The organism is Micromonospora sp. HK10 (genome assembly GCF_000982955.1).
Classification (GTDB): Bacteria; Actinomycetota; Actinomycetes; order Mycobacteriales; family Micromonosporaceae; genus Micromonospora.
Map to the genome: position 1 here is coordinate 1 of NZ_KQ058697.1, position 26,941 is coordinate 26,941.

The following is a 26,941-nucleotide window of genomic DNA, read 5'->3' on the forward strand; positions in this document are numbered from 1 at the left end:
GGGCGGTCGTTGGTCCGGGTTGCCGCGGGTTGGGCTTTCGCGGGCGGTCGTTGGCCCGGGTTGCCGCGGGTTGGGCTTTCGCGGGCGGTCGATGGCCCGGCCTGCGGCGGGTTGGGCTTTCGTGGGCCGTCGGTGGCTCGGGTTGGGGCGGGTTGGGCTTTCGTGGGCGGTTGTTGGCCCGGCCTGCGGCGGGTTGGGCTTTCGTGGGCGGTCGATGGCCCGGGTTGCGGCAAGTTGAGTGGATCATGGCTGGCGGGGGAAAGCGGTGGTCGCTCCGGTTGGCTGCCGGTACGGTCGGAGACACGCGGGCAGCGCCGTCGACCCCGATTTGGGAGCGGCAGCGGCGATGGGTTAACCTTGCTCGTCGCTACGCGGGGCTATAGCTCAGTCGGTTAGAGCGCAGAGCTGATAACTCTGAGGTCGCTGGTTCGATTCCAGCTAGCCCCACCGCAACGTCCGACGGTAGTCGAGCGCAAGGGGTTGCCCCAATGTTCAAGAAGCTCCTGATCCTGGTCGGCGTCGTCGGCGTGGCCGCTGTCGTGGCCAAGAGGGTGAAGGCCGCGAACGACGAGCGCGCGCTCTGGCACGAGGCGACCACCTCGCCCGACCTGCGCTGACCGTCTCTCCGACTGCCAGCACCGGGCGGCTCCGCCCGCCCTCGGGGCCCTAGCTCAACTGGCAGAGCACTGCCTTTGCAAGGCAGGGGTTAGGGGTTCGAGTCCCCTGGGCTCCACCAGCACTTTCCTTGGCTGATCTCGGTCCGGGTACAGCCAAGTGGTCACGCCGTCCCGCCTCGCCCAGCACCCGATCGATGGCCCGTTCTGCCCGACGACCATGACGCGACGCCGCTGTTGGAGGCTCGGCCGTTGGACCTGCACCGGTCCGGTCGCAACTTAGGGCGGTAATCCCGCGGGTCGGGTGCCCGGCAGCCGGGCCAGGTCGGCAGAGGTGCCAGCCGCCGCCGGCAGGCGTTCCGGACATCACGACCGCTTGAGCGCGCTCTTCCAACCGAAGGTGCGATGCCTGACTGGCGATGCACCGGATCATCGTCGTACCCGCCTGCTACGGTGCGCCGCAGTTGGCCGGTCAGAGCGACCCCATGTGGGACCGCGCGGCTACGGGGGGCGGGCACTGGTAGGTCCCCGGAGTGATCCCGGGACTGAATATTGGACACCGCGACCCGCCCCCCGCCACGCGCGGCCGAGGTGAGCGGTCCGCATCCAAGTCCGCAAGAAGTCGACGGAGGCGGCCCTCCCTCGTCGGCTGGCCTCGGACGGAGGAGCATCGTTGGTGGCCAGCGGCGTGCTTCGCTCCCGGCCCAGGCTGACACCGGTGGCGACCTGCCCGGCTGGGACGATGGGGGGGTGCAGTTCACCCGACTCGTCACTTCGGCGGATGCGCCGGCCCTGGCCGAGTTGCTCCGCATCAACCGTGAGTTTCTCGCGCCGTGGGACCCGATTCGGAGCGAGGACTACTTCACCGCACCCGGCCAGCGCGCCGTCATCGATGCCGATCTCCGGCAGCACGCGCAGGGATCGAAGCTGCCCCACGTCATCCTCGACGACTCCGGTCGCGTGATCGGCCGCATCACGCTCAACGGCATTGTGCGCGGCCCCTTCCAGTCCTGCGCCATGGGCTACTGGGTCGGCGCGAGCCACAACGGCCGCGGGTTCGCGACCAGGGCGGTACGTGAGATCGTGCGGGTGGCCTTCGAGGAGTTGCGGCTGCATCGGGTGCAGGCAGAGACGCTGCTGCACAACGTCAGATCGCAACGGGTGCTGGAACGCAACGGGTTCGTGCGGTTCGGCCTGGCACCGGCGTACCTCAACATCGCCGGCCGGTGGCAGGATCACGCCATGTATCAGGTGCTGAACCCGTCCTGGCCGATGGCCGGGTGACGATCTCCGTAGGATGCTGAGATGTCGCGTCCAGTGATCTTCGACCTCTTCCACACCCTGGTCCAGGGCGCCGACGAGGAGCGTGACCGGGTGGTCGGCGAGATGGCGCTCATGGTCGGTGTGGCTCCGGCCGAGCTGGTCGCCGCGTACCACGCCACCTGGCGGGACCGGCTGGTCCGGTGGGACGTCGAGGAGACCATTCGTCTCCTCGCCGGACGGCTCGGCGGCACCCCGACCGGCGAACAGGTGACCCGGGCCGGCGAGCATCGGCGAGCCCTCGCGCGCCGGGTGCTCGGCAGCGTCTCGCCGGCCACCCTGGACGTGCTCGACGCGCTCCGCGCCGACGGGCATCCGCTGGCCCTGATCAGCAACGCCACCTCCGAAACCGCCGAGGCATGGCCGCGCAGCCCGCTCGCCCGACGGTTCGAGGTGGCGGTCTTCTCCTGCGATGTCGGGCTGGCCAAGCCCGACCCGGCGATCTATCGCCTGGCTGCGGAACGCTTGGGCGTCCGGCCGGCGGAGTGCGTCTTCGTCGGCGACGGCGCAGACGGTGAGCTGGCCGGGGCGGCCGCGGTCGGTATGACCGTCTTCCGGACCACGGAGCACAACGACACCGACCCCAGCTGGGGTGGGCCGGCGTTCGCCACCCTGGGCGACCTGCCTGCCGTACTCGGAGAGCGCTGCACGGTCATGGAGCCGGCCGAGTAACGCGGTCAACACCGCCACTCGTACCGACGGGCACGGGCGCTGTCCCGTGCCGGACTACCCTCGTCGGCGTGTCCTTTGCGGATCCTCCGTTGCCTCCCGCGTTCGAGGCGGTCGCGGCGTGGGCGGGCGCTGGGCGGGTGGTGCGTGCCGCCGAGCTGGACGTGGCGACGTGGCGGCTTCCCGAGCCACAGCGGGCCGCACTGGTCTCCGCTGGCGTACCACTGGTCGGTGAGCTGGTGAGTGCGGTGGCTTTCCACGCCGAGCCGACCAGGTACCGGTTGGCGAACTCCGACGACCTGGACTGGGTGTACGGTGCCGCGCCGGGGACCGGTGAGGTGCGGGCATGGTCGTCGGACGGCCGCTCCTGGTTCGTCAACTCGACGATCAACCACTGGCTGTGCTCGCTGCACCTGGTGGGTAGCTGGCTGACCAGCTCGACCGTCATCGACCGCTGGGACGAGGACCTGCCGGCCGAAGAGGAAGCCCTCGCGGAGCTTGCCCAACTGTTGGAGCGGATCAGGGTCCTTGACCCGCCCGCGTTCGGGGACGGTGACCATGCCACCGGCGAGGTGGGCCCGCCATCGACGACGTCGCCTGGCCGGGATAGCGCCGTCATGGGCTCACCGTCGCGGACCTGACCGTTGCCGGGGCAGCCGCGTTGTTCCTGGCCGGTGCGCCGGTCACGATGCGCGTCGCCGATGCTTCAGCCGCCGAGGGTACGGCCAGGACCACCTGGAAGGTATTGCCAGCGTGCTGGTGCCGAAACAATTGGAGATGGGAGGTTCCTGATGTCGATGAACGAACAATGGAGCCTCGATGACCAGCAGCAGGGCAATCACTTCTGGTAGAGCCGGCGTCGTTGAGGTCGGTGCCATTTTCCTGGTAGCGGCGCCAGTGCTGCTCCTACTCATGAACATCTGGGTGGAGGCGGCGTGGTTCGTCGCCTACAGCTGGGCGAGTAACAACATCAGTGACCTCGGGAACGTCAACTGTGGCCTTTTCGACGGCCGCGAGATCTGCTCCCCTCGCCACGCCGCGTTCAACATCGGCATGATGGCGGTCGGCTTCCTGCTCGGGGCAGGTGTGGTCCTGGCCGGGAGCGTGTGGGGCCGGGGCGGGCGTGCGACCCTTGCCCGCACCGGCATTCTCCTGGCGGCCGCCGGCTATGTCCTGGTGGGAATCTTTCCCGCCGATGTGAATCTGGGCATGCACCTGCTGGCCGCGCTGCTTGTCATGCCGGTCGGCAACATCGCGATGTTCATCAGCGGATTCATGCGCGGTGATGCGGTGATGTGGCGGGTGCGATGGGTCGCCCGCGCCCTCGGAGCCGCCGCGTTCGTCGCCTCGTACCTGCATGTCGCCGGACCATGGCTCGGCATCGGCAAGGGCGGCATGGAGCGCATCGCGGTCTTCACCCTGCCCGTCTGGCTCGGCGGCCTGGGCGTGTGCCTGCTGAGCACGGCATGGAAGAGCGGCACCCGATGGCCGGTCGGGCGTGCCGATCGCCGACAGCGGTAACTCGCCGTTCGCGGGTCAACAAACGGTGCGGGCCCGGCGTTCTCGCCGGGCCCGCACCGTTTCCGCTGGTACCGGTCAGTCGAGGTACGTCCCGTTGACGGCCGTCGAGCTGCCCATCGGGCCGCTGATCCAGCGGCCCAGCTCGGCCGCCTGCGGGTCGCTGACCACCGCCGCCGAGCCGAAGACGACGGCCGTGTCGACCGAGCCGCTGAGCAGGTCGGCGTACCACGCCGCCTTCGGGTGCAGGGTGTTCTGGGTGCCGATGGTCAGCATGAGCGGGCCGTTCAGCGTCGCCATCAGGGCACCCCCGGCCAGCGCGTCCGGCCAGTCCATCCCGGTGGCCAGCCCGACCTTGCCGCCCCGACCGAAGAAGTGCACGTTGACCGCGTTGGCGGTGGCGAACCGGTCGTCGCCCACCAGGTTGATGGTCAGGTACGGGTCGATCGCGGCGGCCGCCTGCTTGCCGACCGCGATGAGCTGGCTGCCGCCCCGCTGGCGGGCGTCCAGGTAGCTCTTCATCGGGTCGGGCAGCTTGCCGTCGTTGGTCAGCACCACCACCGCCGAGGCATCGGTGCCGGGGCGGTTGCGGGAGCCGGCCGCGGCACCGGCGGCGAGCGCGTCGGGGAAGTTCATCCCGGTGGCGACGAGCACCTGGTCCGGCGCCGGGTTGATCGCGTTGGCGATGGCGAGGGAGGTGCCGAAGCGGTCGGCGCCGGCCAGCCGGACGACCGTGAAGCCGAGCTTCTCGACCTCGCTGCGCACGGTGGCCGAGAGGGCGCCCTCGCTGCCGAGCAGGTAGACGGTCCCCCGTGGGGCGAGCACCCGGCGGATCTCGTCGGCGGTCTGCGGTTGCAGCCTGGCCGGCGGGGTCAGCAGCAGTGGGCCCTTCTTCGCCGCGGCGAGCGCGGAGCCGCCGAGCGCGTCGGCGTACGTGTCGGAGCGGGACAGCACGACGGCGCCGGCGCGCGGTCGGACGTCGGCGGGGTCACCGTTCGTACCCCAGTGCGCCTGGGACGCGGCCACGGCGGTGCCGAACCGGTCCTGCCCGGTGACCCGTACCGTCCGGTCCCGCAACTGCGGCTGGTAGGCCGGCACACCGCGCAGGCCGGTCAGCACCGTGAAGCGGTCGGGCCAGCTGCCGCTGGCGTCGATCCGGACCACCTCGGCGGTGTCCGCGCCGGCGGCGGTCCGGTTCGCCACGAGCGAGTACCCGTCCGGTGAGAACTCGGGGTTGTCGTGGACGCCGCCGTTGTCGGTGAGTCGGGTCAGCGCGCCGCTGTAGAGGTAGACCTTCCAGATGTCGCCGTCCCGGACGAACGCCACCCAGCGCCCGTCCGGAGAGATGGTCGGGTTCCGGGCGTCGGTGGCGATCTCCTCGAAGTGGTGGTAGTCGTCGATCATGCCGATCGACGGGACGGCGCCGTCGCTCGACTGGCGCTCGACGACGATGCGCCCGGCGTTGTCGCTGTCCGGAGCGAGGTAGTTGGCGTCGTCCCAAGGGCTCAGGGCGTCGGTCTCGACGCCGTTGAGGTTGCGGGTGGACTCGATCCGCCAGGGCCGGCCCAGCGGCTTGGCCGCCCACATGACCTGGTCGGTGCGGCCGATCCACTTGGGATCGCGGCGTTCGGTGTCGGTTTCCGGCCAGACCACCTTGTGCAGGTCGTCCGCGTCGTCGTGGCGGAGCGTGACGATCGCCCCGTCCTGGTCGACGTAGGCGGCCCGGCTGCCGTCGGGCGACCAGGAGGCGTAGCGGATCTTCGCTCCGGTCGAGTTGGTGAGGCTCCGGCCGTCGGCGAAGCCGATCGTGGCGCTGCCGTTGCTGGCGGTCACCGCGAAGGGGTTGTCGGGCTGGCCGGTGGTGGCCGACGCCGGGGTCGGGGCGATGCCGTACGCCACGGCGCCGGCGGCCAGGACCGACGCCAGGGTGGCGGCGAGCGGTCGTCGGGGGTGCTGTCTCGGCAAGGAGGAGCTCCTCGGGGAGAGGGAAGTCAGGGGGATGGCCGGGGTGGGCGAGGGATCGCGTGTCGCGGCGCGCGCCGGCAGTAGCACCATACGGGTAGTTGATCAGTTGCCGAAAGGTCCGTCCGGCCGGATCGGCCTCCGGTCTCCCGCGACGCCCGCCGGGTGGTCGGTGTCGGTCCACCAGAGGACCGGGAGGAGCAGAGGGCGGCGGCTAGCCGAGCCGGTCGAGGAGATCCCGCGAGCGGCGCACCACCAGGGCGGCGGCGTCCGCGTCGTACGACGGAAGGGAGCTGTCGGTGAACAGGTGCCGGTCGCCCGGGTAGACGAAGAGCTCGGCCCGCTCCGGTCCGACGATGGTGACGAGTTCGCGGGCGGCGTCGACGTCACCCTCGAGGCCGAAGAACGGGTCCTGCGCCATGCCGTGGATCTGCACGGGTACCCCGTCCGGCCACGGCCCGAAGGCCCACTCGCCGGTGACCGGGATGCAGGCCTCGTAGAGCAGGGCGCCGCGTGCGCCGGACCGGGTCTGGGCGAGCCGCTGCGCGATGGCCGCACCCCAGGAGAAGCCGGCGTAGACCAGGGCCCCGGACAGGTCGGCGACGTACGCGTCGGCGCGCCGGTCGAGTTCCTCGCCGCCGATCCGCTTGGTCAGCGCGGCCCCGTCGTCCAGGGTCGCCGGCCGCTCGCCGTCGAAGAGGTCGGGGGTGTGCACGGTGTGCCCACCGGCGGCCAGTTGCTCGGCGAAGGCGCGTACGCCGTCGGTGAGTCCTTGGAGGTGGTGGAAGAGGACGACGTCGGACATCTTTAGACTCCTGCCATCGGACCAGAACGATCGAATGATCGAGAATACTAGAACGGTCGAGAAATGTCGGTCAATGAGCAGATCCCGGACTATGACCTCGACGACCTGCTGGTGGTGACCGCGCCCGAGCAGCTGCGGGCGCTCGCCGACCCGCTGCGCGGCACACTCCTCGAGCTGCTCCTCGAACGGGCCGCCACGGTCAACGAGCTGGCGCGGGCGGTGGACCGGCCCAAGAGCAGCGTGGCGTACCACGTGAACCTGCTGGTCGACACCGGCCTGCTCCGGGTGGTGCGGACCCGCCGGGTGCGGGCCATCGAGGAGCGGTACTACGGCCGGGTGGCCCGGACCTTCTACGTCGGCGCGCTCAACCGCCCCGAGGACAAGCAGGTGGTGGCGGCCATCAACGGGCTGGCCGAGGCGGCTGCCGAGTCCGCGCCGGCCCACGCGGCCGACGAACTGCGCTGCACCCTGGTGCACGCGCGCATCCCCATCGAGGAGGTGCGGGCCTTCTGGGCGGAGGTCCAGGCGGTCGCCCGGCGCTTCGCCCAGATCCCCCGCTCCGGCGACCAGGTGTACGGCTTCGTCGCCGGCCTCTACCCCACCGACGCGCCCACCCTGCCCGACCTGGAGCCGGCCGGCCCCGACGAGCGGCAGCGGTAGCCGGGCCCACCCCGCGTCACGCCGGCCTCCCTCGACGGTGCATCCTCCGACGGCGGGCAACCGGATTCAGTCCGCCCGACGCCGCCAGGTCAGCGTCATGACCAGGACCACCAGGCCGGCCGGCAGGGCCGCCACCAGCAGCCCTCGCGAGCGCGCCAGCCGGAGCCGGAGAAGCAGCCGCCGGTCCGGCTCCCGGGTCACCGCGTACTGCTGGCCGGGCGAGTCGGGGTCGAGCCGACAGCTGAGCCGGTGGCTGCCCGGTGCCGTGGCGGTGAAGGTCGACGCCCAGGCCCAGAGGGTGTCGTCGGTGGCCCGCTCGACCCAGTCGACCCGGTGCCCCGGCTCGCGCACCGGCACCGGTTGCCCGTCCGGGCCGGTCACCCGGCACCGGTCGCGGTCCGGCCCGCGGGTCGGCCGGGTGGCCCAGATGGCGTACCGGCCGGGGGTGAGCTCGACGGTGATCTGGTCGTACCAGGGGCCGGGGACCCGCAGCGGCAGGGGCACCGGCTCGGCCCGCGGTGACACGGCCCGCTGGACGGCGGGCACGGCCGCCAGCAGGCCCAGGCAGCCGACAAGCACCAGCACCCCGGCCAGCACCAGCGCCACCCGCCTGCCCATGCCGGCAGGGTAATGCCGGGCCGGTGCCGGCGGGCGCCCGCGGCAGGCTGGTGGCGGGCCGGTGCCGGCGGGCGCCCGCGGCAGCCGAGTGCCGGGCCGGTGCCGGCGGGCGCCCGCGGCAGCCGAGTGCCGGGCCGGTGCCGGCGGGCACCCGCGGCAGGCTAGCGTCGGGGCGTGAGCACCGGATCCCCGCGCGTCCTGCCGGCCGACCGCGGCATCGCCGAGGCGGCCGCCGTCCTGCGTGCCGGCGGGCTGGTCGCCTTCCCCACCGAGACGGTCTACGGCCTGGGGGCGAACGCGCTCGACGCCGAGGCGGCGGCCCGGATCTTCGCGGCCAAGGCCCGGCCCAGCTTCGATCCGCTGATCAGCCACCTGGCCGACGCCGCCGACCTGCCCGGCCTCGTCGGCCCGGTGCCACCGGCGGTCGCCGCCCTGGCCGAACGGTTCTGGCCGGGCCCGCTCACCCTGATCGTGGACCGGCCGGCGGCGATCCCGCCGATCGTCACCTCCGGACTGGACACCATGGCGGTACGCGTACCGGACGAACCCTCCGCCCGGGCGTTGATCGCCGCCGCCGGGGTGCCGGTCGCCGCGCCCAGCGCCAACCGGTTCGGGCAGCTCAGCCCGACCCGCGCCGAGCACGTGGTGGCCGGGCTGGGCGATGCGGTCGAGGTGGTGCTCGACGGCGGACCCACCCGGTGCGGGATCGAGTCGACCATCGTGGACGCCCGGGGCGCGCGGCCCGTCGTGCTCCGGCTCGGCGCGCTGCCGGTGGAGGCGCTGATCGAGGCGGTCGGGCCGGTCGAGGTGCGGCAGGGCAGCTCGGGGCAGCCGGTGGCACCCGGGACGCTGGCCGCGCACTACGCCCCCCGTACCCCGCTGCGGTTGGGGGCGGCCGACGGCGACGGCGGCCGGCGCGGCTTCCTGGCCTTCCGGGAACGCCCGGCGGCGGGTGACTGGGCCGCCGTGGAGGTGCTCTCGCGCGAAGGCGACCTGACCGTGGCGGCCGCGCGGCTCTTCGACGCCCTGCACCGGCTCGACGCGGCCGGGGTGACCGAAATCGTGGCCGAGCCGGTGCCCGAGGTCGGCGTGGGCCGGGCGATCAACGACCGGCTGCGGCGGGCCGCCGCCACCTGGCACTGACCGTCACAGCTGCAGCACACCGACCACCTGGCTGCCGCTCAGTTCGCCGGTGAGCCGGAAGCCGAGGCGTCCGTAGCAGCGTTCGGGGCGGTGCGGACCGGGCGCCCAGTCCGTGCCCCGGCGGCGCAACTCGTCGGACCGCTTTACATCTGCTGTCGCGTCACGTCGAGGTTGACGTACCGGGGTTCGCCGGTGGCGAGTTCGCGGATGCGCTCGGCGTACGCGCCGGTCTGCGGGCGGGCGCTGTGCGCCATGGCCTGCTCGTAGCTGTCGAACTCGGCGACGATGACGAAATGGCCGGGCTGCTCCCGGTCCTCCGCGAAGGTCACCCGGGCGGGCCCGGGGGACGGGTGGTCGCGGGTCCACTCCTCGCCGAGCCGGCGCACCTCATCGGGGCGGTCCGTCTGGTACTCCACCATCTGCACGAACGGCATCTCGATCACCTCCACCAGGGGTGTTCCCGCCGGCCGGCCATCCATGTCGTCGGCATGGCCGCGGTCGCCGGGGGTAGGAGACAGGACAACATCCCCCGAAAGTGAGGTGTCACACCAATGCCGACCGCACGCGAGATCATGACCAACGACGTGAGCTGCGTCAGCGAGCAGGACGATCTGCGTACCGCCGCCCGGCGGATGGCCGACCTGGGGGTGGGTTCGCTGCCGATCTGCGGCACCGACAACCGCCTCAAGGGCATGCTGACCGACCGGGACATCGTGGTGAAGGTGCTCGCCGAGGGGCGCGACCCGGCCACCGTGACCGCCGGGGAGCTGGCCCAGGGTGAGGCGGTGACCGTCGGCGCCGACGACGACGCGGCCGAGATCCTGCGGACCATGGGCAAGCACCAGGTACGCCGGCTGCCGGTGATCGACGGGCACGACCTCGTCGGCATCGTGGCCGTCGCCGACGTGGCCCGGTCGCTGCCCGAGCGCCCGGTGGGCGACCTCATCGAGGCCATCTCCGAGCGCGGCTGACCCCCTGCGACCGATCGCCGTCCCCTCCGGCAGCGCGCCGGGGCGGGGCGGCGATCGCCGTCAGGCGGGCGGGGTCAACGGGACCGTCTCGCCCCGGTGGATGGTGCGGACCTGACGCGCGAAGCCGCGCCGGCGCGCCTCCTCGACGAAGTGCCGCAGCGGGGAGCGGAACACCGGGTAGTCGTCGTAGTGGATCGGCACGGTCAGCTGCGGCCGGATCAGCTCCACCACGTCGGCGCCCTGCTTCGCGTCCATGGTGAGCAGGATGCCGGCGACCCGGGTGCCGCCGAGGTGGATCAGCATGGCGTCGATGTCCGGGAAGCGCTGCGGGATCTGCGCGAGCTGCGGCCGGCGCAGCGTGTCCCCGGTGACGTAGAGGCGGAACCGCCGCTCGCCGGCCTGCTCCAGGTCCACCAGCGTGCCCATCACGTCGGGCATCAGCAGGTCCAGCACGCCCGGCCCGTGCTGGCCGGGCAGCGCCGTGAGACGCAGCGTCTCGGCCCCCCGGTGCAGCTCGTACGACCGCCAGGTGGGCAGCCCCGCCGCGGCCCGGAAACCCCAGCGGCGCAGCTTCCGTTCCGCTGCGGGCGTGGTGACGATCGGCAGGCCCCGGTCCAGCCCGCGCCGGGCCACCCGGTCGAAGTGGTCCCCGTGCAGGTGGGACAGGACCACCGCGTCCAGCGCGGGCAGCTGCGGGATGGTGAGCGCCGGGTCGGTGGACCGCTTCGACCAGAGCCCTCTGCCGAGGTAGGCCCGCTGGCCCCGGTGCAGGAAGTTCGGGTCGGTGAGCAGGGTGAACCCGCCCAGCCGGAGCAGCGTCGTGGCCGTACCGACGAAGGTCACCTCAGGCGTCATGTCCTTCGCCGTACCCGTCATCCGGTTCGTCATGCGGGCGGACACCGCGTTGCGGTAGGCGGTCGACCAGGCGGGTCAGCGCGCCGTTGGCGAAGGTGGCGCCGAGCGCCGAGCCGGTCGCGATGCCCCAGCCCACCGGGCCGAGCGGGGTGCACCCGAAGAACTGGCTGAGCCCCGGGGTCTGCACCACCGCCACCAGCACGCCCGCCGAGGCGGCGGTGGAGGCCAGCACCATCGGGCTGGTCCCGCCGGCCAGCACGGTCTGGCCGAGCTGGGTGCCGACCAGCGAGGCGAGCGCGACCGTGCCCGCCCGCCGCCGGCGGCCGGTGTACCGGGCCAACGTCCAACCGGCGGTCGCGCCCAGCGTGGTGGCCCCGGCCCGGAGCGCGATCTCCCGGGTCATCGTGCCGCCGAGGGAGCTGTCGGGGCCCTCCCGCAGCAGGTGGTCGGCCCGGTCCGAGGCGGGCGGGCGGACCGCGATGGCCAGCGCCGGTACCAGGTCGGTGAGCAGGTTGACCAGGAGCAGTTGCCGGCCGGTGAGCGCGGACCGGCCGGTCGCCGCGGCGGTCAGCACACTGAACGCGATCTCGCCGAGGTTGCCGCCGACCAGGATGCTCAGCGCGTGGCGGACCGACGACCACATGGCCCGCCCCTCCACCAGGGTGGCGATGATCGTCTCCAGCCGGTCGTCGGTGACCACCAGGTCGGCGGCGGCCCGGGCCGCCGGGGTGCCCCGTTGACCGAGCGCGATGCCCACGTCGGCCAGCCGGATCGCCGGGGCGTCGTTGGCCCCATCCCCGGTCATCGCCACGGTTCGGCCCCGGCGCTGGAGCGCCTGGATGATCCGGACCTTGTGCGCCGGGGTGCACCGGGCCACCACGTCGGTGGCCATCAGCCGCTCCGCGAGCGCCTCGTCGTCGAGCCGGTCCAGGTCGGTGGCGGTCACCACCCGCTGTCCGCCGTCGTCCGGACTGATCGTGGCGGCGATCGCCTCGGCGGTGGCCGGGTGATCACCGGTGATCATGATGGTGTGCACGCCGGCCTGCCGGATCCGGTGCACCGCCGGTGCGGCACTGTCCCGGATCCCGTCGGCGAGGGCCAGGAAGCCGACGAAGACCAGCCCGTCGACCTGCTCGTCGGTGACCGTCTCCGCGCCGGTGCGGCACTCGGCGACGGCCAGGATCCGGTGCCCGGCCCGGGCCCGTTCGGCCAGCCGACCGTGCAGCGCGTCCCGGCCGGCCGCGTCCAGCGGCACGTCCCCCCCGGTGGTCCGCCGGGCGGCGCAGCGCGGCAGCACCGACTCCGGCGCACCCTTGACGCTGAGCAGCAGGCCGTCGGCGTCCCGCCCGATCGTGGCGTGGTAGCCCCGGGACGGCTCGAACGGCAATCCGCCGACCGCGTGCCAGCCCGCCGCCCCGGTCTGCTCCGCCACCCCGGCCATGCCGGCGCCCCGGCGTACCGCCCGGTCGGTCTGCTGCGGCAACTCGTCCGGGTCGGCCGCCGCCGGGGTGGCCCGCAACGCGGCGGCCAGGGTCGGCCGCAGCGCCTCGTCCAGCCGCTCCGGCGGGGCGTACCGGTCCTCGCCGGAGCCCACCCCGGCCAGCAGCAGCTTGCCCTCGGTCAGCGTGCCGGTCTTGTCAAAGCAGAGCACGTCGACCCGGCCCAGCGCCTCGATGGTCCGCGGGTTGCGGACCAGCGCGCCGTGCTCGGCCAGCCGCCGGGCCGCCGCCAACTGCGCGGCGCTGACCAGAAAAGGCAGCCCTTCCGGCACCGACGCGACGGCCAGGTTCGCGGCGGTCGCCGCCGTCTCGGCCAGGGGTACGCCCCGGAGCAGTCCCGCCCCGGCCACCGCGACCGCCGAACCGGCCGCCAGCGGCACGGCGCTGCTGGTCAGCTTGCCGAGCCGCGCCTCCACGCCGCTGGCCGGCGGGGCCTCCCGGGCCAGGGCGAGGCTGCGCCCCGCCTCGGTCTCCTCGCCGGTGGCCACCACGATCGCGGTGCCGTGACCGGCCGCGACGGTGGTGCCCTCGTAGAGCATGGAGTGCCGGTCGGCGACGGCCGCCGCCACCACCGGCTCGGGAGACTTCGCCACCGGCAGCGACTCGCCGGTCAGCGACGACTCGTCCGTCTCCAGCCCGTCCGAGCGCAGCACCCGGCAGTCGGCGGGGATCGCGTCGCCCGGACCGACCGCCACCACGTCCCCGGCCACCAGGTCCTCGGCCGGCACCACCTGCTCGACCCCGTCGCGCAGCACCCGGGCGGTCACCGCCGAGCGGGACAGCAGCTCCGCGAGCGCCCGCTCGGTGTTGTGCTGGTGCACCGCGCCGACCACCGCCGAACCGCCCACCACGCTGCCGACCAGCGCCGCGTCCACCAGCGAGCCGAACGCGGCGGAGAGCACCGCCCCGGCGGCCAGCACCGGGGTGAGCGGGTTGGACAGTTCCGCGACGAACGCCCGCAGCAGACCGGTCGGTCCGCCGCCGTCCCCGGTCACCGCCTGCCGGCGACGGGCCGCCTCGGCGGCGGTCAACCCGCCCTCGCCGGTGTCGAGCTGGTCGAGGACCGTCCGCACCGGCATCAGGTGCCAGGCGGTCGCCGCCGGGACCGGGGTACGGGAGCGGTCCGGCAGCCGGTGCGCCCGCCACACGCCGTGCGCGAAGGCGAGCGCGGCGGCCCCGTTGACCGCCGCGAGGGCCCGGCCGGGAAGCAACTCGCGGTTGGTCGTGAACGCGGCCAACGCGCCCAGCCCGCTGCCGGCCATCGCGAGTCGGATGTTCTGCCCGGTCATCCGGCGGGCCACCCCGGTGGCGTCGATCAGCAGGGCGGGGATCCGCAGGTCGTCGCCGACCAGCAGGTGCGCGCCCCAGGGCGGCAGGTCGTCGGGGGCGGAGACGCCCACTCCGCAGTCCGCGGCGGCCAGCCCGGCGCGGTCGCCGGAGACCAGCAGGACCACCGCGCCGTCGCGTTGCAGGGCGCGGACCGAACCGGCCAGGTCGGCGCCGCCCGGCACCAGCGCGTCGGCGAAGCCGTACCGGGCATCGTCGCCACCGGCCACCACCAGCCGCAGGCCGGCCTGGCGGGCGGCGGTGGGCAGGGCGTCCACGCCCGGCGCCGGTTCCGGCTCCACCCGGAGCACGGCGGCGAGGGTGTGCCCGCCGGCCAGGCCGAGCAGCTGACCGGCCGACTCGCGGAGCCGCCGGCTGTCCGGCGTGTCGCCGGGGTCGTCCGCGTCGATCCGGTCCAGCGGGGCGAGCCGCCAGCCGTCGGCTTCGCGTACCCCGTCCGGCTCCGCCGGGTCGAAGAGGGCGAACGCCCGGGCGGCGACCGCCGCGGTGTCGGCGCCCGGCAGTGGCGCCAGGTCGGCCAGCACCCCCCGGCCGGAGCCGAGCACCCGGCTGTCCAGCACCACCGTGTCGATCCGGTCCAGTTCGCGCAACACCGTGCGGTCCATTGCGATGGCCCCCCGCCGGGCCAGGATCGAGCCGAGCTGGGCCGCGTACCCCTCGCGACCGCTGCCGGGGGCCTTGGGCAGCGCGGAGAGCGCCAGCGCGGCGGCCCGCTTCACCCCGGCCACCGGCACCGCCGCGGCGCCGGCCGCCGCCCCCACGGCGAGTGCCCGTTCGACGTACCGCTCGGCGGGGCCGTCGGGGACCGGGCCGGGCCGCTCCCCGTCCGGCACCCGGGCCACCGCCCGCTCCGGGCTGCCGGTCAGTCGGGGCTCCGCCCGGGACCAGGCGGCGAGATGGGCGCGGGCCTCACCCCACTGCACGACCCGCTGCGCGCTGTCCAGCACGATGCCGGTCCAACCACCGGCGAGGCCCTGCACGACCGCCTCGGCCAGCGGAAAGATCACGTCCGCGCGGGGGTCGGCGCGCAGTCCCCGGTCGGCCAGCGCGTGCAGCCGGGGGTGCAGGTCGACGGCGGTGAGGAAGCCGGCCACCTCACCGGGGACGGGAGTGAACGGCAGGATCCGGGTCGCCGCCGCGATGGTGAGGCCGAGCGCGTCCGACACCAGCGCGCCCAGCGTGCGGGGGGTACGCGGGCCCTCCTCGGGCGGGTGCGGCGGCGGGACCTCCGGGTCGGGCTCGTGCGGGCACACCTTCTCGGTGCGGGCCACCGTGGCGATCAGGTCCCGCAGCTTGGGCTTCGGCTCCGCGACGGCGACGACCACCCGCCCGGAGGGCGCGTTCACCCGCGCCCAGGTCACCCCGGGCAGCTCTTCGAGGGCGCTCTCGACCTGCCGGGCCAGCCGGTCCCCGCCGTTCTGGCAGACGCCGTGCACCTCGATGTGGTGCCGGCCGTCCCGGGACCAGACCCGGCGGCGGGTCAGCCCGGCCATCCGGGCGACCTTCGTGGCCGCCGCCCCGACGGTCCCCGCCGCCGCACCGACCGAGCCGGGGGTGGCGTCGGCCGCCGCGCCGGCGACGTTACGGCCCACCTCGGGCACGGCGGTGGCGACGGTACGGGCGATCCGCGCCACGGCGTCGGGCAGGGTGGCCGGGGACAGCAGGAAGCCGGCGTACCGGCCCAGCGACGTCATCGAGTCGTACGGCCGTGTCGCCGGCCGCGCACCCCGGTGCTCCTCTCGCCACGCGACGGCTCCACCTCACGGCGCCGCGTGCGACGCGTCGAGCCGAAGTCGTCGTAGCCGTCCGCCATCTCGCCTCCCGCGCCTCGTTCCGGCGGTCGGACTTCCCGGCCCGGCGTCCGTTATGCCCTCTCAGCAGGGCAACTTTCCCCGCTGCCCGGGGCATGGACCGGTTCACCGGTGGAATCCGGCTGGCACTGGTCGCCGGAACGTCACCGGAACGGGGAGGCGCAGATGAGCACGCTGACACGGCACCTCAACGGGGTGCCCGAGACGATGCGCGGCTACAGCCGGCGGGTGCGGATCCCGAGGGTGGGTGAGCTGGCGGTACCTCCGCCGGACCGGGTCGCCTACTACGCGGGCCTGGGCGTGCTCGCCGCGCTCCAGGTCATCGAGTGGCCGCTCGCCCTGGTGATCACCGCCGGGCACATGCTCTCCGACCAGCATTTTTCCGGCCTGGTCAAGGGGGTGGGTGAGGCGCTCGAGTCAGCCTGACGAGACCGGGCTCACGGTTGACCTCAACCGGGGTTGAGGGCGGAGGCTTGCCGCTATGCCGACCGCCACCGCCGCCCCGGCGGCCCCGCCCGCCCGCCTGTACTCGCCGCGGCTGCGCGCGATGACCGTGGGCAGCGTCGCCCTGGTGTCGCTGCTGGCGTTCGAGGCGCTGGCCGTGGGCACCGCGATGCCGACGGTGGCGCGCAGCCTGGACGGGTTGGGCCTGTACGCGCTCGCCTTCGGCGGCCCGTTCGCCTCCGGCGTGATCGCCATGGTGGTCTCCGGCATCTGGTGCGACGCGCGGGGACCCCGGGCGCCGATGTGGCACGGCGTGGCGTGGTTCGTGGCCGGGCTGGCCGTCGCCGGGGCCGCACCGACGATGGGTCTGCTGGTCGCCGGCCGGGTGGTGCAGGGCTTCGGGTCGGGTCTGCTCTCGGTGGCGCTCTACGTGATCGTCGGTCAGGCGTACCCGGAGGAGTTGCGTCGCCGGGTCTTCGCCGCCTTCGCGGCGGCCTGGGTGGTGCCGTCGCTGGTCGGGCCGGCGCTGGCCGGCCTGATCGTCGAGCACCTGGGCTGGCGGTGGGTCTTCCTGGCGGTGCCGGTGGTCGCCGTGCCGGCGGTGCTGCTGGTCCAGCCGGGGCTGCGCGCGCTGGGCGGGGCGCCCCGGGTCCGGCCGCCGGCCGGGGCGCTGGCCCGGATCGGCTGGGCCTGCGGGGCGGGGGCGAGCGCCGCACTGCTGCACCACGGGGGGCAGCAGCGCGGCGTGCTCGCCGCCGGCCTGGTGGGCGCGGCGCTGGTCGGGCTGCTGGTGTGCGTGCCGCGGCTGTTGCCGGAGGGCTTCCTCCGGGCCGCGCGCGGCCTGCCCACGGTGATCGGGCTGCGCGGCTTCGCCTCGGCGGCGTTCGCCGGGGCGGAGGTGGTGATCCCGCTGATGCTGTCCCGGGAGCGCCATTTCTCGCCGACCGCGGCCGGCCTGGTGCTCACCGTCGGGGCGCTCTCCTGGTCGGTGGGCTCGTGGTGGCAGGGTCGGCTCCGCCCGCCGCGCTCGGCCGCCACGCTGCCCCGGGCCGGGCTGGCCTGCGTCGCCGTCGGCACGGCCGGTGTCGCGCTGGCCCTGCTGCCCGGCGTGCCGGTGGCCCCGGCGGTGCTGGCCTGGGCCGTCGCGGGCCTCGGCATGGGCCTGCTGTACCCGTCCCTGTCGGTGCTCACCCTGGCGCTCTCCGCCCCGGAGGAGCAGGGCCGCAACAGCTCCGCCCTGCAACTGGGCGATTCGTTGGCGGCGGCCACCGTGCTGGCGCTGACCGGCGCGGTGTTGGCCGCCGGGGCGGCGCCGGGTCCGACGCACTACGCGGTCACGCTCGCCGTGGCGGCCGGCTGCGCGCTGCTGGGCGCGCTGCTCGCCGGCCGGGTGGTGGTGCGCCCGACGGTGTCGGGCTGACCACCGGGCGAACACGTACGGGGGAACCGGCCGGAGATGAAACCTTCTGCGGTTCCGGGTCGCCCTACCGTGGCCGCATGCTGGTTTTCGTCACCACCGTGATCCTCTACGTGTTCGGTTTCGTCTTCCTCTACGGGGTGATCCGGCTGGGTGTCCGGCACGGCATCGAGGACGTGGAGACGAACCGCGCGCAGCTGCGTCGGGCCGAGGAACTGGCCGCCCACCAGGACCGCACGTTCGCCCGCGAGAACGCCTTCCTCACCGGCAGTTGACCCCGCGGGCCGCGGAGCGGGCCGGCGGATGCGAGGATCGCAGCCGTGATGGGGACGTTGAAGACCGAGCCCGCCCGTACCCGACCGGACCTGCTGGCGCCGCCGGTGGCCGCCGCGATCGAGCGATGGCCGGCGGACGCGCCGGTCGCCGTCGATGACGTGCTGGTCGCCCCGATCGACGCCGACCTGGCCGACACGGCGGCGTTCTGCGCGGCGTACGAGGTGGGGCTCGAGGAGTCGGCCAACTGCGTGGTGGTCGCCGGCAAGCGCGGCGGGGAGATCCGGTACGCGGCCTGCATGGTGCTCGCCACCACCCGGGCCGACGTCAACGGGATGGTCCGCCGGCTGTTGGACGTGCGGAAGGCGAGTTTCGCGCCGATGGCCGAGGCGGTCGAGCTGACCGGGATGGAGTACGGCGGGATCACCCCGATCGGCCTGCCGGCGGAGTGGCCGATCCTGGTCGACTCGCGGGTGGTCGCCACGCCGCACGTGATCATCGGCTCCGGCGTACGACACAGCAAGATCGCGTTGCCCGGGCCGGCGCTCGGCGCGCTGCCCGGGGCAACGGTGGTGGCGGATCTGGCGCGTCCGGCCTAGGCCCGCCATCCCCATCGATCTTGTTCCACGTGAAACATCACGGGGGTCGAGGTCAGGCCGCGGCCTCCCGCTCCGCGACCTCGCGGAGGGCGGCGAGCAGGGTCTCCGGCTCCTGGGCGCCGGTGACCGCGTACTTCCCGGCGAACACGAAGGTCGGCACGCTGGAGACGCCGAGCTGGTGGGCGGCGGTCAGGTCGGCGGCCACCTCCCGCCGGCCCAGGTTCGACGCCAGGTACTCCCGCGCCTCGGCCTCGTCCAGGCCGACCTCGGCGGCGAGCGTGACCAGCGCGTCCGTCGAGCCGATGTCGATCCCGTCGGCGAAGTGCGCCCGGTAGAGCCGTTCCACCAGCTCGGCGGAGCGGCCGCGCTCGGCGGCGAACCGGATCAGCCGGTGCGCCTCGAAGGTGTTCGCGGCGATCGCCCGGTCGAAGTGCATCTCGATCCCCGCGCCCCGGGCGACCTGGGTGACGTGGGTGGCCATGCCCTCGGCCTTGTCCCGGCCGCCGAACTTCGCGCCCAGCGCCTCGATCAGCGGCTTCGGCTCGGTCACCGGCGTCGGGTCGAGCTGGAACGGCCGGTAGGTGACGGTCACCTCGCCGTCGTACGACGCCAGGGCCTGTTCGAGCCGGCGCTTGCCGATCCAGCACCAGGGGCAGACGACGTCGGCGTAGATCTCGATCTCCATGACCAGCGACAACCCGTCGATCAGGAGATCTGTTCCCGGACCTGGCGCTTCAGGCGGGCCAGGATCGCGGTGCCGCCGCGTACCCGCAGCGGGCTGATCGTCTGGGCCAGCCCCATCCGCTGGTAGAGGTCGTCCGGCACGGCGAGCACCTGCTCGGCGCTCGCCCCGGCCAGGCCCTCGGCGAGGATGCCGGCGAAGGCCCGGGTGGTGGGCGCCTCCGGCGGGCAGTCGAAGATCGTGCTCACCGTCCGGTCCGGGTTGACCTCGGCCCGGAGGAAGAACGCGGTCTGGCACTCCGGTACCTGCTCCAGCTCGGTCCGGTCGACCCCGTCGGGCAGGGGCGGGATCACGTCGGAGAACTCCAGCAGCATCTCCAGCACCACGTCGCGGGGCGCGGCGGCGAACTCGTCGACGATCTCGGCCAGCTTGCTCGGCATCTCGGACATCCCTTGAGGCTATCCGGCCGGCTCCGGGCTCCGCCGATCACATGTTCGGCGCGGCCTCGCTGATGTCGCTGAGCGCCGAGTCGGGGTCGAGCTGCATGGCCAGGTCGCCGAGCGAGACGATGCCGACCAGCTTCCGCTCGGTGTCGCAGACCAGCACCCGCCGGATGTTGCGCTCCCGCATCAACGCGGCCGCCTCGTTCGCGGTGCAGTGCTGCTCGATCATCACCACCTCGCGGGTGACGATCGAACCGATGGTGGTGGTGGCCGGGTCGGCCCGCTCGGCCACCGCCCGGACCACGATGTCGCGGTCGGTCAGCATGCCGGCGAGGGTCGCCCCGTCGGTGACCACCACGTCGCCGATGTCCGAGTCCTTCATCACTCTGGCCGCCTCGTCCAGCGGGGTCTCCGCGGGCAGGTAGACCACCTGCTTGGTCATCACGTCACTGACCCGGTACATGAGAGCCTCCGAAACACCTCGGTCGATCCGTCTGCGGTACCCCGTGGCGCGTCCGCTACACCCGGCCCGGGCGCGCCCCGGTCACCTCGTCGAGCAGGCGCTCGACCAGTCCGGCCAGCGGCAGCTCCACCCGCTCGCCGGAGGCCCGGTCGCGGAGCTCGACGTACCCGTCGGTGAGCCGGCGGCCGACCACGACGGCGAGCGGGATACCGATCAGCTCGGCGTCGGTGAACTTCACCCCGGCCGAGACGTGGGTGCGGTCGTCGACCAGCACCCGCAGGCCGGCCGCGGCGAGGCGTCCGCCGAGGTCGAGCGCCGCGTCGAGCTGCGGCCCCTTCCCGGCGGCGATCAGGTGTACGTCGCACGGCGCGACCGCCGCCGGCCACACCAGACCCCGGTCGTCGTGGTGCTGCTCGGCGATGGACGCGACCAGCCGGGACACCCCGATGCCGTAGCAGCCCATGGTGGGCCGCACCGGCCTGCCCGCCGGGCCGAGCACGTCCACCGCGAACGCGTCGGTGTAGCGGCGGCCCAGCTGGAAGATGTGCCCCACCTCGATGCCCCGCCGCATGGTCAGCTCGCCGGCACCGCAGGCCGGGCAGGGATCGCCGGCCCGCACCTCGGCCGCCTCGATCGTCCCGTCCGGAGTGAAGTCCCGCCCGCACACCACGTCGGTGGCGTGCCGGCCCGGCTCGTTGGCCCCGGTGAGCCAGCTGGTGCCGGGCACCACCCGGGGGTCGACCAGGTAGCGGACCGCGTGCTTGGCGAGGATCTGCGGCCCCAGGTAGCCGCGCACCAGTTCCGGGTGGGCCGGCCAGTCGTCGAAGACCGCCACGGTGGCCGGGGCGAGCGCCGCCTCGACCCGTTTGAGGTCCACCTCGCGGTCGCCGGGCAGCCCGATCACCAGCAGTTCCGCCTGGTCGGCGCCGGGTCGGCGCACGGTGAGCACCACGTTCTTCAGGGTGTCCGCGGCGGTCCAGTCGGCGCGGCCGGCGAGCGCCCGGTCGTTCGCCAACTCCACCAGGGACGCGATGGTCGGCGTCTCCGGGGTGTCGTGCACCGCCAGCGCCGGGTGAGTGTGCGGGTCGCCGGCGGCCGGGGCGTGGGTCACCACGGCCTCGGTGTTGGCCGCGTAGTCGCAGGCCGTGCAGCCGACGTAGGTGTCCTCGCCGACCGCGGCGGCGGCCAGGAACTCCTCCGACGCCGAGCCGCCCATCGCCCCGGACATCGCCCGGACGACGGTGACGTCCAGGCCGAGCCGGGCGAAGACGGTTTGGTAGGCGGCGCGGTGCCGGTCGTACGCCCGCTGGAGCCCGGCCTCGTCCAGGTCGAAGGAGTACGCGTCCTTCATCAGGAACTCGCGCCCGCGCAGCAGGCCGGCCCGGGGCCGGGCCTCGTCGCGGAACTTGGTCTGCACCTGGAACAGCGTCACCGGGAAGTCCCGGTACGAGGTGAAGAGGTCCTTCACCAGCAGCGCGGCCATCTCCTCGTGGGTCGGGGCGAGCAGGTGCTCGGCGCCCCTGCGGTCGGCGAGGGTGAAGATGTCGTCGCCGTACTCGGTCCACCGGCCGCTGGTCCGGTAGGGCTCGGCCGGCAGCAGCGCCGGGAAGTGCACCTCCTGGTCGCCGATCGCCAGCATCTCCGCGCGGACGATCTCCGTCACCCGGTCCAGCACCAGCTTGCCGAGCGGCAGCCAGGTGTAGCCGCCGGGGGCGGCGCGGCGGACGTAGCCGGCGCGGAGCAGGAGCTGGTGGCTCGGCACCTCCGCGTCTGCCGGGTCCTCGCGCAGGGTCCGGAGCAGCAGGGTCGACGTACGCAGCAGCATTGCCGCAGCGTACGGCGCGGCCGCCGAGCGGGCGATCCGATTCGGAGCGAGCCGGTATTTGACGACACATAATAGCGGCGGTAGTGTGCGTCGCATGATAGTGGCGGACCAGGACGGCTCCAACGGTGGAGATCGGCAGACCCAGCTGCTGCGCGGCGCGCTCGACATGTGCCTGCTCGCGCTGCTCGACAAGGAGCCCGCGCACGGTTACGAGCTGGTCCGCCGCCTCGAGGTCACCGGCTTCGAGGGGGTCGGCTACGGCACCATCTATCCGCTGCTGACCCGGATGCGCCGCCTCAACCTGGTCGCCGACGAGATGCAGGCCAGCCCGTCCGGGCCGCCACGCAAGGTCTACGCCCCCACCGCCGCCGGGCGGGAGCGCCTGCACGCGTGGCGGGAGCAGTGGACGCGATTCGTCGACACCGTGAACAGCGCACTCACCACCCCCGATACCGACAGTCCGAGGAGCTGACCGTGAACGCCATCGACCAGGCACTGTCGACCATGGAGCGGGAATGGCGGGCGTACGGCGTCCGCCGCCAGGACCGGGCGACGCTCGCCGCCGACCTGCGGCTGGAGTTGCAGTCGGCCGCCGCCGACGGGGTGACCCCGGAGCAGCTCCTCGACGCCGACCTGCGCGGCTTCGCGCGGCGGTTGGCCGACGAGGCCGGCGTGTCGTGCGTCCCGCCCGAGTACGGCCGGGTGGTCCGCACCGCCCTGACCGGCACGGTGCTCGGCGGCTGCGTCGGCCTGATCGGCTACCTCCTGATCTTCCCGCTCATGGTCGCCGCGTTCGACCTGCCCCGCAGCGTCCGGGTGCCGATCCTGCTGGCCGTCCTGGTCTACTACGGGAGCGTCGCCGCACTCGCGGCCGGGGGCGCGGTCGTCGCGGTACGGACCCGGCTGGGCGACCTGCCCCGGATCCGCCGGACGGCGAGCGCCATGCTCGTGCTGCTGCCGCTCGCCGGGGCCGCCGCCATCCCGCTCGCCATGGGATTCGCCCGGGCGTTCGGCTACACCACCGACCCGCTCGTGGTGGCGGCCGAGGTCGGCATCGTGGTGGCCGCCGTCGTCGGCGCCGTCCTGCTCGCCCGCTGGTGGTCCGTGCGGGACCCGGGCGGCCTGGGCTTCCGCCGGCGGCAGCGCACGCCGGTCGCGACGGACGCCTGACGAGTCGAGGCGGGCGTTCGGGGGTACGAGAACAGCATGGGAGACCTGCCTCGACTCACCCTGACCGCCACCGTGCTGGACGCGCCCGACGCCCGCGAACTCGCCGCGTTCTACGAACGACTGCTCGGCTGGGCCCGGGAGGACGACGAGCCGGACTGGGTCACCCTGGTCCCGCCGGCGGGCGGCGCCGGCCTCGCGTTCCAGGACGAGCCGAACTACGTACGCCCGATCTGGCCCGCCGGCCCCGGCGAGCCGCCGATGATGGTGCACCTCGACATCAAGGTCGACGACCTCGAGGCGGCATCGGCGCACGCGGTCGCGGCCGGCGCCACGGTGGCGGATTTCCAACCCCAGGACGACGTACTGGTGCACCTGGACCCGGACGGTCATCCCTTCTGCCTGTACCGCTAGCAAGCCGCTCGCACTGAGCGGGGCAGCCGAGGCGGGGCGGCTACCACCCGCATCGAGGTGCGGGTGGTAGCCGTCGACCGGGCCGAGCCGCCGCCACGTCGGCGCGGGTGACCGGGCCGGGCGGCACGGGCGGCACGGGCGGAGCCAGGGCGACCCGGCCGACCCTCCGGCCGCTACCGACTTGATGACGCAGGCGAATCACGGGTGCGGCCGGTTGGTCCGTCGGAAGACCCGGCAGCGCGGGGTCGCCCCCGACGGCCGGTGCAAGGTGAATCACGGGTGCGGTCCGTCGGAAGCCGCTCCGCCGCCGGATCCTCGACCTGGGCGAGCCGGACACCGACGGCCAGGTGCCCCGAGATCGTGAGTCGTTCGCGTCATCAAGTCGGCAGCAGGTGCTGGGGGGCACCGGTCTCAGCGGCGCTTGACGTCGTCGACGAAGGCGCGCCACGCCGTGGGGGTGAAGGTGAGAGCCGGACCGTCCGGCTCCTTGCTGTCACGCACGCCGACGACCCCGGGCAGGTTGTCCGCCACCTCGACGCACTCGCTCTGGCCGCTACGAGTTGATGTGCGCCAAGTGGCACCGATCAGCTCCATGAGGTCATCACTTCCTTCATCAGCTCAATCGATTGCCGCCGAGGTAACGCCTCGCTGCGAACGGCCTCCCACCTCGACAGCAGAGTAGCCAGATCGTCGTCATTGTCGACGACCGTGCCGCCAAGCTGGTTCTCCAGATAACCGATCCATCCGCCGTCAGCGCCTCGAGCGAGAGTGAACGGGCCGGTCAGTCCGATGTGCAGACTGACGTCCTTGGGGATGACGTGAACTGCGACGTGCTTGCGCTCGCCGCACTCGATCAGGTGCGCGATCTGCTGAGCCATGAGCCCGCGGAAATCTTCGCCTGCTCTGCGCAGCACTGCTTCTTCGATCACCGCGACGAACATGGGCGGACTCGGCTGAACGAGGACTGACTGGCGATCCATCCGGACTGCCAGCCGCTTCTCCACCTCGTCCTCGCTGAGCATGTCGTCCGTGTGAATCATCATTCGTGCGAAGTTCTCGGTCTGGAGCAGGCCGGGTATCAGGTTCGGCTGGTAGCAGCGCAACTGCTGTGCCTGCCGCTCGGCTTCCAGCCAGGGCCGGAACCAGCTCGGTTGACCGTCCCGCTCAGCCAGCTTGAGCAGTGACATCAGCAGCCCGCCGGTGGCCAGCACGTCGTCGGCGCGGCTGAGGAAGAACCGGTCGAGTGGTCGCTGACCCAGCTCGACGGCAGACACCTGTGAGCCGGAGAAGTGGACCAGCTTCCCGAACTCCTCCTGGCTCAGCTCGGCCTTCAGCCGCAGCCGCCGGAGTTGGGCCCGGATCAGCGCCGCGGTCGGCTCACTTTCCACGGTTCCTCCACGATTTTCGGCACGTCTCCACGACGTCGGCACCCGTCCGTGACGGCTGACCGGGCATTGCCCGGACCGGCCTCGACGACTTCCGAGGGTAGTTCCGTCCTCAGCAGACTGTCACGCAGCGGGTCGCTTCCCGTCACGGTCCGCTGCCGGCCGCCCCGGGTCCCCCCGGTGCCGGGGCGACCCCACCATCCGCTGGAGCCGCCGAGAGGAAGTCGACATGAACCGGTGCCGCTGCCGCAGCCCGCGAGCAGACGGGGTGCGCAGGTGAGCGGGGGCCGGGCGGGGGCGAGGCTGCCCGTACCCCGGCTCGGGCCGTACCCGGATCGGCCCCGCGCCTACCCGCCGGACCATCCGCCGCACCTGCCGCTGCGTCCGCTCTGGCTGTGCCGGGCCTGCGGATTGCCGTGGCCGTGTGCCCCGGCGCGGCTGCTGCTCAAGGTCGAGTACGCGGACCAACCCGTGGACCTGGCCATCTACCTGTCGGGGCTGTACCACGAGGCGACGCACGACCTGTTCCGCCTGAACCCGCAGGACGGACCGACGCCGCGCGAGTTGTTCGAGCGGTTCGTGGGCTGGGGGCCGTACCGGCGGAGCATCGCCGAGAATCGGACGCTCCCTGAACGGGAGTAGAGCGGGAAGGGCGGATCACCGGTCGGTGGTCCGCCCTTCGCGCACTGTCGGGGTCAACGCAGCACGGTGATCGAGCCCTTTGCCGCCACGTTCTTCCACGGCACGATCACCACGACCCCGTCCCGCTCCATGACCCGGGCCTCCTCGCCCTCGAACCCGGCCGCGAGCGGCCCTTCCGCGATCACGCTGACCTTGCCGGTGGCCGGGTCGATCCGGACCAGGCGCGGCCGCAGCTTCGTCCGGTCACCGGACTCCCAGGCCAGCACGCCCTGCTCGTCGCGGCGGATCAGCTGGACCTTGCTGGCGCTGTGACCGGAGGACACCCAGCGCTTCCGGCCGGTGGCCAGGTCGATCGCCACGATCTGGTCGGCCGAACGCGGTGTCCCCTTCACCTGCTCCGGGAAGGTCGGCAGGTAGAGGTTCTCCTGGTCGACCAGGCACTCGTAGACGTCCGGCCCGTCGATCGCGTTGGACCGGTTCGGCGGGACGTCCCACAGCCGGATGCCGTCGAGCGGGTCGGTGAAGGAACCGACCTCCTTGCCGGTCCGCGGGTCCCGGATGGAGTACGCCTCGCGACCCAGGCCCGGCAGGCCGACCGGCGGTTGCGCGGTCAGCATGCCGTCGACGAGCTGCCCCTCGGACAACCGCTGCCGCCAGCGGACCTTGCCGGTGGCCGGGTCGAGGCCGTCCACCTCGCCGCCGAGCGAGCAGCCGTAGGTGACGACCACCAGGTCGTCGGCGGCCCGCATGTCCTTGAAGCCGCAGCCCCGGTCGGGCAACAGCTTCTTGCCGGTGGTGCGCCACAACTGCCGCCCGTCGGTGAGGGAGAGCCCGATCAGGGTGTCCTCGGAGCGGACGACGACCTGCTGGCCGGCGACCGCCAGGTCCGGCGCGGTGAGCGGGTCGCGTCCCTCCCGCACCGGCGCCGGGAACTTCGCCCGCCAGGCGAGCTTGCCGCTGTTCAGGTCGATCCCGGCGACGGTGTTGCAGGAGTTGTCCGAGCCGGCGGCGACCGCCGTCCGGCCCTCGGTGGCCGCCTGCGCCGCCACGCAGAGCGAGGTGCCGTCCGGCGCGGGCACCCCCCAGGCCTGGCCGCCGTCGGAGAGCCGGTACGCGAGCATTCCGTCGGCCTGCGCCCGGACCACGTTCTCGCCGACTAGCCAGGTGGCGAACATGTCGTGCTGGTCGAAGGTGGTGAGGCCGCTCTCCTGCCGCTCCGGGAAGGGCAGCTGCCAGGCGATCTTCAGGTCACCCCCGCCCGAGCCCCCGCCCACCAGGCGGGACACCCCGTAGGCGGTGCCGGCGCCGACGGCCAGCACGGCCACCAGGCCCCCGGCCAGCAGCAGCGCCAGGCGTCCGCGCCGCCGGGGCGCCGCCGGCGGGGCCACCGCCGGC

29 protein-coding genes and 2 tRNA genes are annotated in these 26,941 nt (G+C 73.5%); 18 read left to right on the forward strand and 13 right to left on the reverse strand.

From position 1 onward, the window contains the following. Positions 1–373 precede the first annotated feature (373 nt). From LQ51_RS04700 to LQ51_RS04725, 7 genes are all read left to right on the forward strand, one after another. Positions 374–447 (forward strand) — tRNA-Ile (locus LQ51_RS04700). 41 nt (positions 448–488) lie between these two features. Next, the gene (locus LQ51_RS33710) at positions 489–617 is read left to right on the forward strand and encodes a DLW-39 family protein (RefSeq protein ID WP_231605360.1); all 129 of its coding nucleotides are present in this window, start codon (positions 489–491) and stop codon (positions 615–617) included. 43 nt (positions 618–660) lie between these two features. After that, positions 661–736, forward strand: a tRNA-Ala gene (locus LQ51_RS04705). 628 nt (positions 737–1,364) lie between these two features. Next, complete coding sequence (locus LQ51_RS04710; RefSeq protein WP_046563417.1) at positions 1,365–1,898, forward strand: GNAT family N-acetyltransferase; 534 nt, start codon at positions 1,365–1,367, stop codon at positions 1,896–1,898. A 21-nt stretch (positions 1,899–1,919) separates the two neighbouring features. Then, the gene (locus LQ51_RS04715) at positions 1,920–2,606 is read left to right on the forward strand and encodes an HAD family hydrolase (RefSeq protein ID WP_046563418.1); all 687 of its coding nucleotides are present in this window, start codon (positions 1,920–1,922) and stop codon (positions 2,604–2,606) included. Positions 2,607–2,674: 68 nt separating this feature from the next. Further along, entirely contained in the window at positions 2,675–3,244 is a 570-nt protein-coding gene (locus tag LQ51_RS04720; RefSeq protein WP_046563419.1) for an SUKH-4 family immunity protein, read from the forward strand. A 178-nt stretch (positions 3,245–3,422) separates the two neighbouring features. Continuing rightward, positions 3,423–4,124, forward strand: coding sequence for a DUF998 domain-containing protein (locus LQ51_RS04725; protein ID WP_046563420.1), 702 nt, complete (start codon positions 3,423–3,425; stop codon positions 4,122–4,124). A 75-nt stretch (positions 4,125–4,199) separates the two neighbouring features. Here the strand turns inward: LQ51_RS04725 and LQ51_RS04730 are convergent, their stop codons facing one another. Both LQ51_RS04730 and LQ51_RS04735 read right to left on the reverse strand, forming a co-directional pair. Further along, the gene (locus LQ51_RS04730; RefSeq protein WP_046563421.1) at positions 4,200–6,086 is read right to left on the reverse strand and encodes a cell wall-binding repeat-containing protein; all 1,887 of its coding nucleotides are present in this window, start codon (positions 6,084–6,086) and stop codon (positions 4,200–4,202) included. Positions 6,087–6,297: 211 nt separating this feature from the next. Continuing rightward, positions 6,298–6,888, reverse strand: a complete 591-nt coding sequence (locus LQ51_RS04735; protein WP_046563422.1) for a dienelactone hydrolase family protein — start codon at positions 6,886–6,888, stop codon at positions 6,298–6,300. A gap of 63 nt (positions 6,889–6,951) precedes the next feature. Here LQ51_RS04735 and LQ51_RS04740 point away from each other — a divergent pair, with 63 nt between their 5' ends. Further along, positions 6,952–7,548 (forward strand): winged helix-turn-helix domain-containing protein, encoded by a 597-nt coding sequence (locus LQ51_RS04740; RefSeq protein ID WP_046563423.1) that lies wholly within the window; start codon positions 6,952–6,954, stop codon positions 7,546–7,548. 66 nt (positions 7,549–7,614) lie between these two features. Here LQ51_RS04740 and LQ51_RS04745 read toward each other — a convergent pair whose 3' ends face one another. Continuing rightward, on the reverse strand, positions 7,615–8,166 hold the full coding sequence (locus LQ51_RS04745) for a hypothetical protein (RefSeq protein WP_046563424.1): 552 nt from the start codon (positions 8,164–8,166) through the stop codon (positions 7,615–7,617). A 198-nt stretch (positions 8,167–8,364) separates the two neighbouring features. Between LQ51_RS04745 and LQ51_RS04750 the strand changes: the two genes are divergently transcribed. Beyond that, positions 8,365–9,309: an L-threonylcarbamoyladenylate synthase gene (locus tag LQ51_RS04750; RefSeq protein ID WP_046563439.1), complete on the forward strand. Its 945-nt coding sequence runs from the start codon at positions 8,365–8,367 to the stop codon at positions 9,307–9,309. A gap of 143 nt (positions 9,310–9,452) precedes the next feature. Here LQ51_RS04750 and LQ51_RS04755 read toward each other — a convergent pair whose 3' ends face one another. Continuing rightward, positions 9,453–9,758 (reverse strand): putative quinol monooxygenase, encoded by a 306-nt coding sequence (locus LQ51_RS04755; RefSeq protein ID WP_052744751.1) that lies wholly within the window; start codon positions 9,756–9,758, stop codon positions 9,453–9,455. Between the two features lie 102 nt (positions 9,759–9,860). On the opposite strand from LQ51_RS04755, the gene LQ51_RS04760 reads away from it, so the two are divergent. Then, complete coding sequence (locus tag LQ51_RS04760) at positions 9,861–10,280, forward strand: CBS domain-containing protein (RefSeq protein WP_046563425.1); 420 nt, start codon at positions 9,861–9,863, stop codon at positions 10,278–10,280. A gap of 60 nt (positions 10,281–10,340) precedes the next feature. On the opposite strand, the gene LQ51_RS04765 is transcribed toward LQ51_RS04760, so the two are convergent. Together LQ51_RS04765 and LQ51_RS04770 are read right to left on the reverse strand one after the other, a co-directional pair. Continuing rightward, on the reverse strand, positions 10,341–11,135 hold the full coding sequence (locus LQ51_RS04765) for an MBL fold metallo-hydrolase (protein ID WP_046563426.1): 795 nt from the start codon (positions 11,133–11,135) through the stop codon (positions 10,341–10,343). Beyond that, positions 11,125–15,582: a cation-translocating P-type ATPase gene (locus tag LQ51_RS04770; protein WP_197087528.1), complete on the reverse strand. Its 4,458-nt coding sequence runs from the start codon at positions 15,580–15,582 to the stop codon at positions 11,125–11,127. Before LQ51_RS04770 ends, LQ51_RS04765 begins: the two co-directional genes overlap by 11 nt. Positions 15,583–15,957: 375 nt before the next feature. Between LQ51_RS04770 and LQ51_RS04775 the strand changes: the two genes are divergently transcribed. The 4 genes from LQ51_RS04775 to LQ51_RS04790 all read left to right on the forward strand — a co-directional run bounded on the left by LQ51_RS04775 (position 15,958) and on the right by LQ51_RS04790 (position 18,525). Continuing rightward, positions 15,958–16,218, forward strand: a complete 261-nt coding sequence (locus LQ51_RS04775; RefSeq protein WP_046563441.1) for a hypothetical protein — start codon at positions 15,958–15,960, stop codon at positions 16,216–16,218. A 55-nt stretch (positions 16,219–16,273) separates the two neighbouring features. Then, positions 16,274–17,656 (forward strand): MFS transporter, encoded by a 1,383-nt coding sequence (locus LQ51_RS04780; RefSeq protein ID WP_046563428.1) that lies wholly within the window; start codon positions 16,274–16,276, stop codon positions 17,654–17,656. 77 nt (positions 17,657–17,733) lie between these two features. Then, a complete protein-coding gene (locus tag LQ51_RS04785; RefSeq protein WP_046563429.1) occupies positions 17,734–17,928 on the forward strand; it encodes a hypothetical protein in 195 nt (64 codons plus the stop codon). Between the two features lie 48 nt (positions 17,929–17,976). Then, on the forward strand, positions 17,977–18,525 hold the full coding sequence (locus LQ51_RS04790; protein WP_046563430.1) for a YbaK/EbsC family protein: 549 nt from the start codon (positions 17,977–17,979) through the stop codon (positions 18,523–18,525). 52 nt (positions 18,526–18,577) lie between these two features. Here the strand turns inward: LQ51_RS04790 and LQ51_RS04795 are convergent, their stop codons facing one another. The 4 genes from LQ51_RS04795 to LQ51_RS04810 are packed head-to-tail and all read right to left on the reverse strand — an operon-like array spanning position 18,578 to position 21,938. Beyond that, positions 18,578–19,210: a DsbA family oxidoreductase gene (locus LQ51_RS04795; RefSeq protein ID WP_046563431.1), complete on the reverse strand. Its 633-nt coding sequence runs from the start codon at positions 19,208–19,210 to the stop codon at positions 18,578–18,580. 20 nt (positions 19,211–19,230) lie between these two features. Continuing rightward, positions 19,231–19,656: a SufE family protein gene (locus LQ51_RS04800; RefSeq protein WP_046563432.1), complete on the reverse strand. Its 426-nt coding sequence runs from the start codon at positions 19,654–19,656 to the stop codon at positions 19,231–19,233. Positions 19,657–19,693: 37 nt separating this feature from the next. Further along, positions 19,694–20,113 (reverse strand): CBS domain-containing protein, encoded by a 420-nt coding sequence (locus LQ51_RS04805; protein ID WP_046563433.1) that lies wholly within the window; start codon positions 20,111–20,113, stop codon positions 19,694–19,696. A 55-nt stretch (positions 20,114–20,168) separates the two neighbouring features. Beyond that, complete coding sequence (locus tag LQ51_RS04810; RefSeq protein ID WP_046563434.1) at positions 20,169–21,938, reverse strand: proline--tRNA ligase; 1,770 nt, start codon at positions 21,936–21,938, stop codon at positions 20,169–20,171. Between the two features lie 94 nt (positions 21,939–22,032). On the opposite strand from LQ51_RS04810, the gene LQ51_RS04815 reads away from it, so the two are divergent. The 3 genes from LQ51_RS04815 to LQ51_RS04825 are packed head-to-tail and all read left to right on the forward strand — an operon-like array spanning position 22,033 to position 23,519. Next, on the forward strand, positions 22,033–22,410 hold the full coding sequence (locus LQ51_RS04815) for a PadR family transcriptional regulator (RefSeq protein WP_046563435.1): 378 nt from the start codon (positions 22,033–22,035) through the stop codon (positions 22,408–22,410). 2 nt (positions 22,411–22,412) lie between these two features. Beyond that, positions 22,413–23,108, forward strand: coding sequence for a hypothetical protein (locus LQ51_RS04820; protein WP_052744752.1), 696 nt, complete (start codon positions 22,413–22,415; stop codon positions 23,106–23,108). A 36-nt stretch (positions 23,109–23,144) separates the two neighbouring features. Then, positions 23,145–23,519, forward strand: a complete 375-nt coding sequence (locus LQ51_RS04825) for a VOC family protein (RefSeq protein WP_046563436.1) — start codon at positions 23,145–23,147, stop codon at positions 23,517–23,519. A 411-nt stretch (positions 23,520–23,930) separates the two neighbouring features. On the opposite strand, the gene LQ51_RS04830 is transcribed toward LQ51_RS04825, so the two are convergent. Together LQ51_RS04830 and LQ51_RS04835 are read right to left on the reverse strand one after the other, a co-directional pair. Further along, positions 23,931–24,113: a DUF397 domain-containing protein gene (locus LQ51_RS04830; RefSeq protein WP_046563437.1), complete on the reverse strand. Its 183-nt coding sequence runs from the start codon at positions 24,111–24,113 to the stop codon at positions 23,931–23,933. Then, on the reverse strand, positions 24,104–24,907 hold the full coding sequence (locus LQ51_RS04835; RefSeq protein ID WP_046563438.1) for a helix-turn-helix domain-containing protein: 804 nt from the start codon (positions 24,905–24,907) through the stop codon (positions 24,104–24,106). Before LQ51_RS04835 ends, LQ51_RS04830 begins: the two co-directional genes overlap by 10 nt. 273 nt (positions 24,908–25,180) lie before the next feature. Here LQ51_RS04835 and LQ51_RS04840 point away from each other — a divergent pair, with 273 nt between their 5' ends. Continuing rightward, a complete protein-coding gene (locus LQ51_RS04840; RefSeq protein WP_231605362.1) occupies positions 25,181–25,546 on the forward strand; it encodes a hypothetical protein in 366 nt (121 codons plus the stop codon). Positions 25,547–25,599: 53 nt separating this feature from the next. Here the strand turns inward: LQ51_RS04840 and LQ51_RS04845 are convergent. Next, on the reverse strand, positions 25,600–26,941 hold a 1,342-nt coding region (locus tag LQ51_RS04845; protein ID WP_046563444.1), incomplete at its 5' end, for a PQQ-binding-like beta-propeller repeat protein.

Excerpts from the sequence above, each read along its gene's own strand:
- LQ51_RS33710 (WP_231605360.1), top strand. The coding sequence starts at position 489 with ATGTTCAAGAAGCTCCTGATCCTGGTCGGCGTCGTCGGCGTGGCCGCT.
- LQ51_RS04765 (WP_046563426.1), bottom strand. The coding sequence starts at position 11,135 with ATGACGCCTGAGGTGACCTTCGTCGGTACGGCCACGACGCTGCTCCGG.
- LQ51_RS04735 (WP_046563422.1), bottom strand. The coding sequence starts at position 6,888 with ATGTCCGACGTCGTCCTCTTCCACCACCTCCAAGGACTCACCGACGGC.
- LQ51_RS04830 (WP_046563437.1), bottom strand. The coding sequence starts at position 24,113 with ATGGAGCTGATCGGTGCCACTTGGCGCACATCAACTCGTAGCGGCCAG.
- LQ51_RS04725 (WP_046563420.1), top strand. The coding sequence starts at position 3,423 with ATGACCAGCAGCAGGGCAATCACTTCTGGTAGAGCCGGCGTCGTTGAG.
- LQ51_RS04775 (WP_046563441.1), top strand. The coding sequence starts at position 15,958 with ATGAGCACGCTGACACGGCACCTCAACGGGGTGCCCGAGACGATGCGC.
- LQ51_RS04795 (WP_046563431.1), bottom strand. The coding sequence starts at position 19,210 with ATGGAGATCGAGATCTACGCCGACGTCGTCTGCCCCTGGTGCTGGATC.
- LQ51_RS04785 (WP_046563429.1), top strand. The coding sequence starts at position 17,734 with ATGCTGGTTTTCGTCACCACCGTGATCCTCTACGTGTTCGGTTTCGTC.
- LQ51_RS04810 (WP_046563434.1), bottom strand. The coding sequence starts at position 21,938 with ATGCTGCTGCGTACGTCGACCCTGCTGCTCCGGACCCTGCGCGAGGAC.
- LQ51_RS04790 (WP_046563430.1), top strand. The coding sequence starts at position 17,977 with ATGGGGACGTTGAAGACCGAGCCCGCCCGTACCCGACCGGACCTGCTG.
- LQ51_RS04780 (WP_046563428.1), top strand. The coding sequence starts at position 16,274 with ATGCCGACCGCCACCGCCGCCCCGGCGGCCCCGCCCGCCCGCCTGTAC.
- LQ51_RS04805 (WP_046563433.1), bottom strand. The coding sequence starts at position 20,113 with ATGTACCGGGTCAGTGACGTGATGACCAAGCAGGTGGTCTACCTGCCC.
- LQ51_RS04760 (WP_046563425.1), top strand. The coding sequence starts at position 9,861 with ATGCCGACCGCACGCGAGATCATGACCAACGACGTGAGCTGCGTCAGC.
- LQ51_RS04825 (WP_046563436.1), top strand. The coding sequence starts at position 23,145 with ATGGGAGACCTGCCTCGACTCACCCTGACCGCCACCGTGCTGGACGCG.
- LQ51_RS04745 (WP_046563424.1), bottom strand. The coding sequence starts at position 8,166 with ATGGGCAGGCGGGTGGCGCTGGTGCTGGCCGGGGTGCTGGTGCTTGTC.
- LQ51_RS04715 (WP_046563418.1), top strand. The coding sequence starts at position 1,920 with ATGTCGCGTCCAGTGATCTTCGACCTCTTCCACACCCTGGTCCAGGGC.
- LQ51_RS04740 (WP_046563423.1), top strand. The coding sequence starts at position 6,952 with ATGTCGGTCAATGAGCAGATCCCGGACTATGACCTCGACGACCTGCTG.
- LQ51_RS04800 (WP_046563432.1), bottom strand. The coding sequence starts at position 19,656 with ATGTCCGAGATGCCGAGCAAGCTGGCCGAGATCGTCGACGAGTTCGCC.
- LQ51_RS04815 (WP_046563435.1), top strand. The coding sequence starts at position 22,033 with ATGATAGTGGCGGACCAGGACGGCTCCAACGGTGGAGATCGGCAGACC.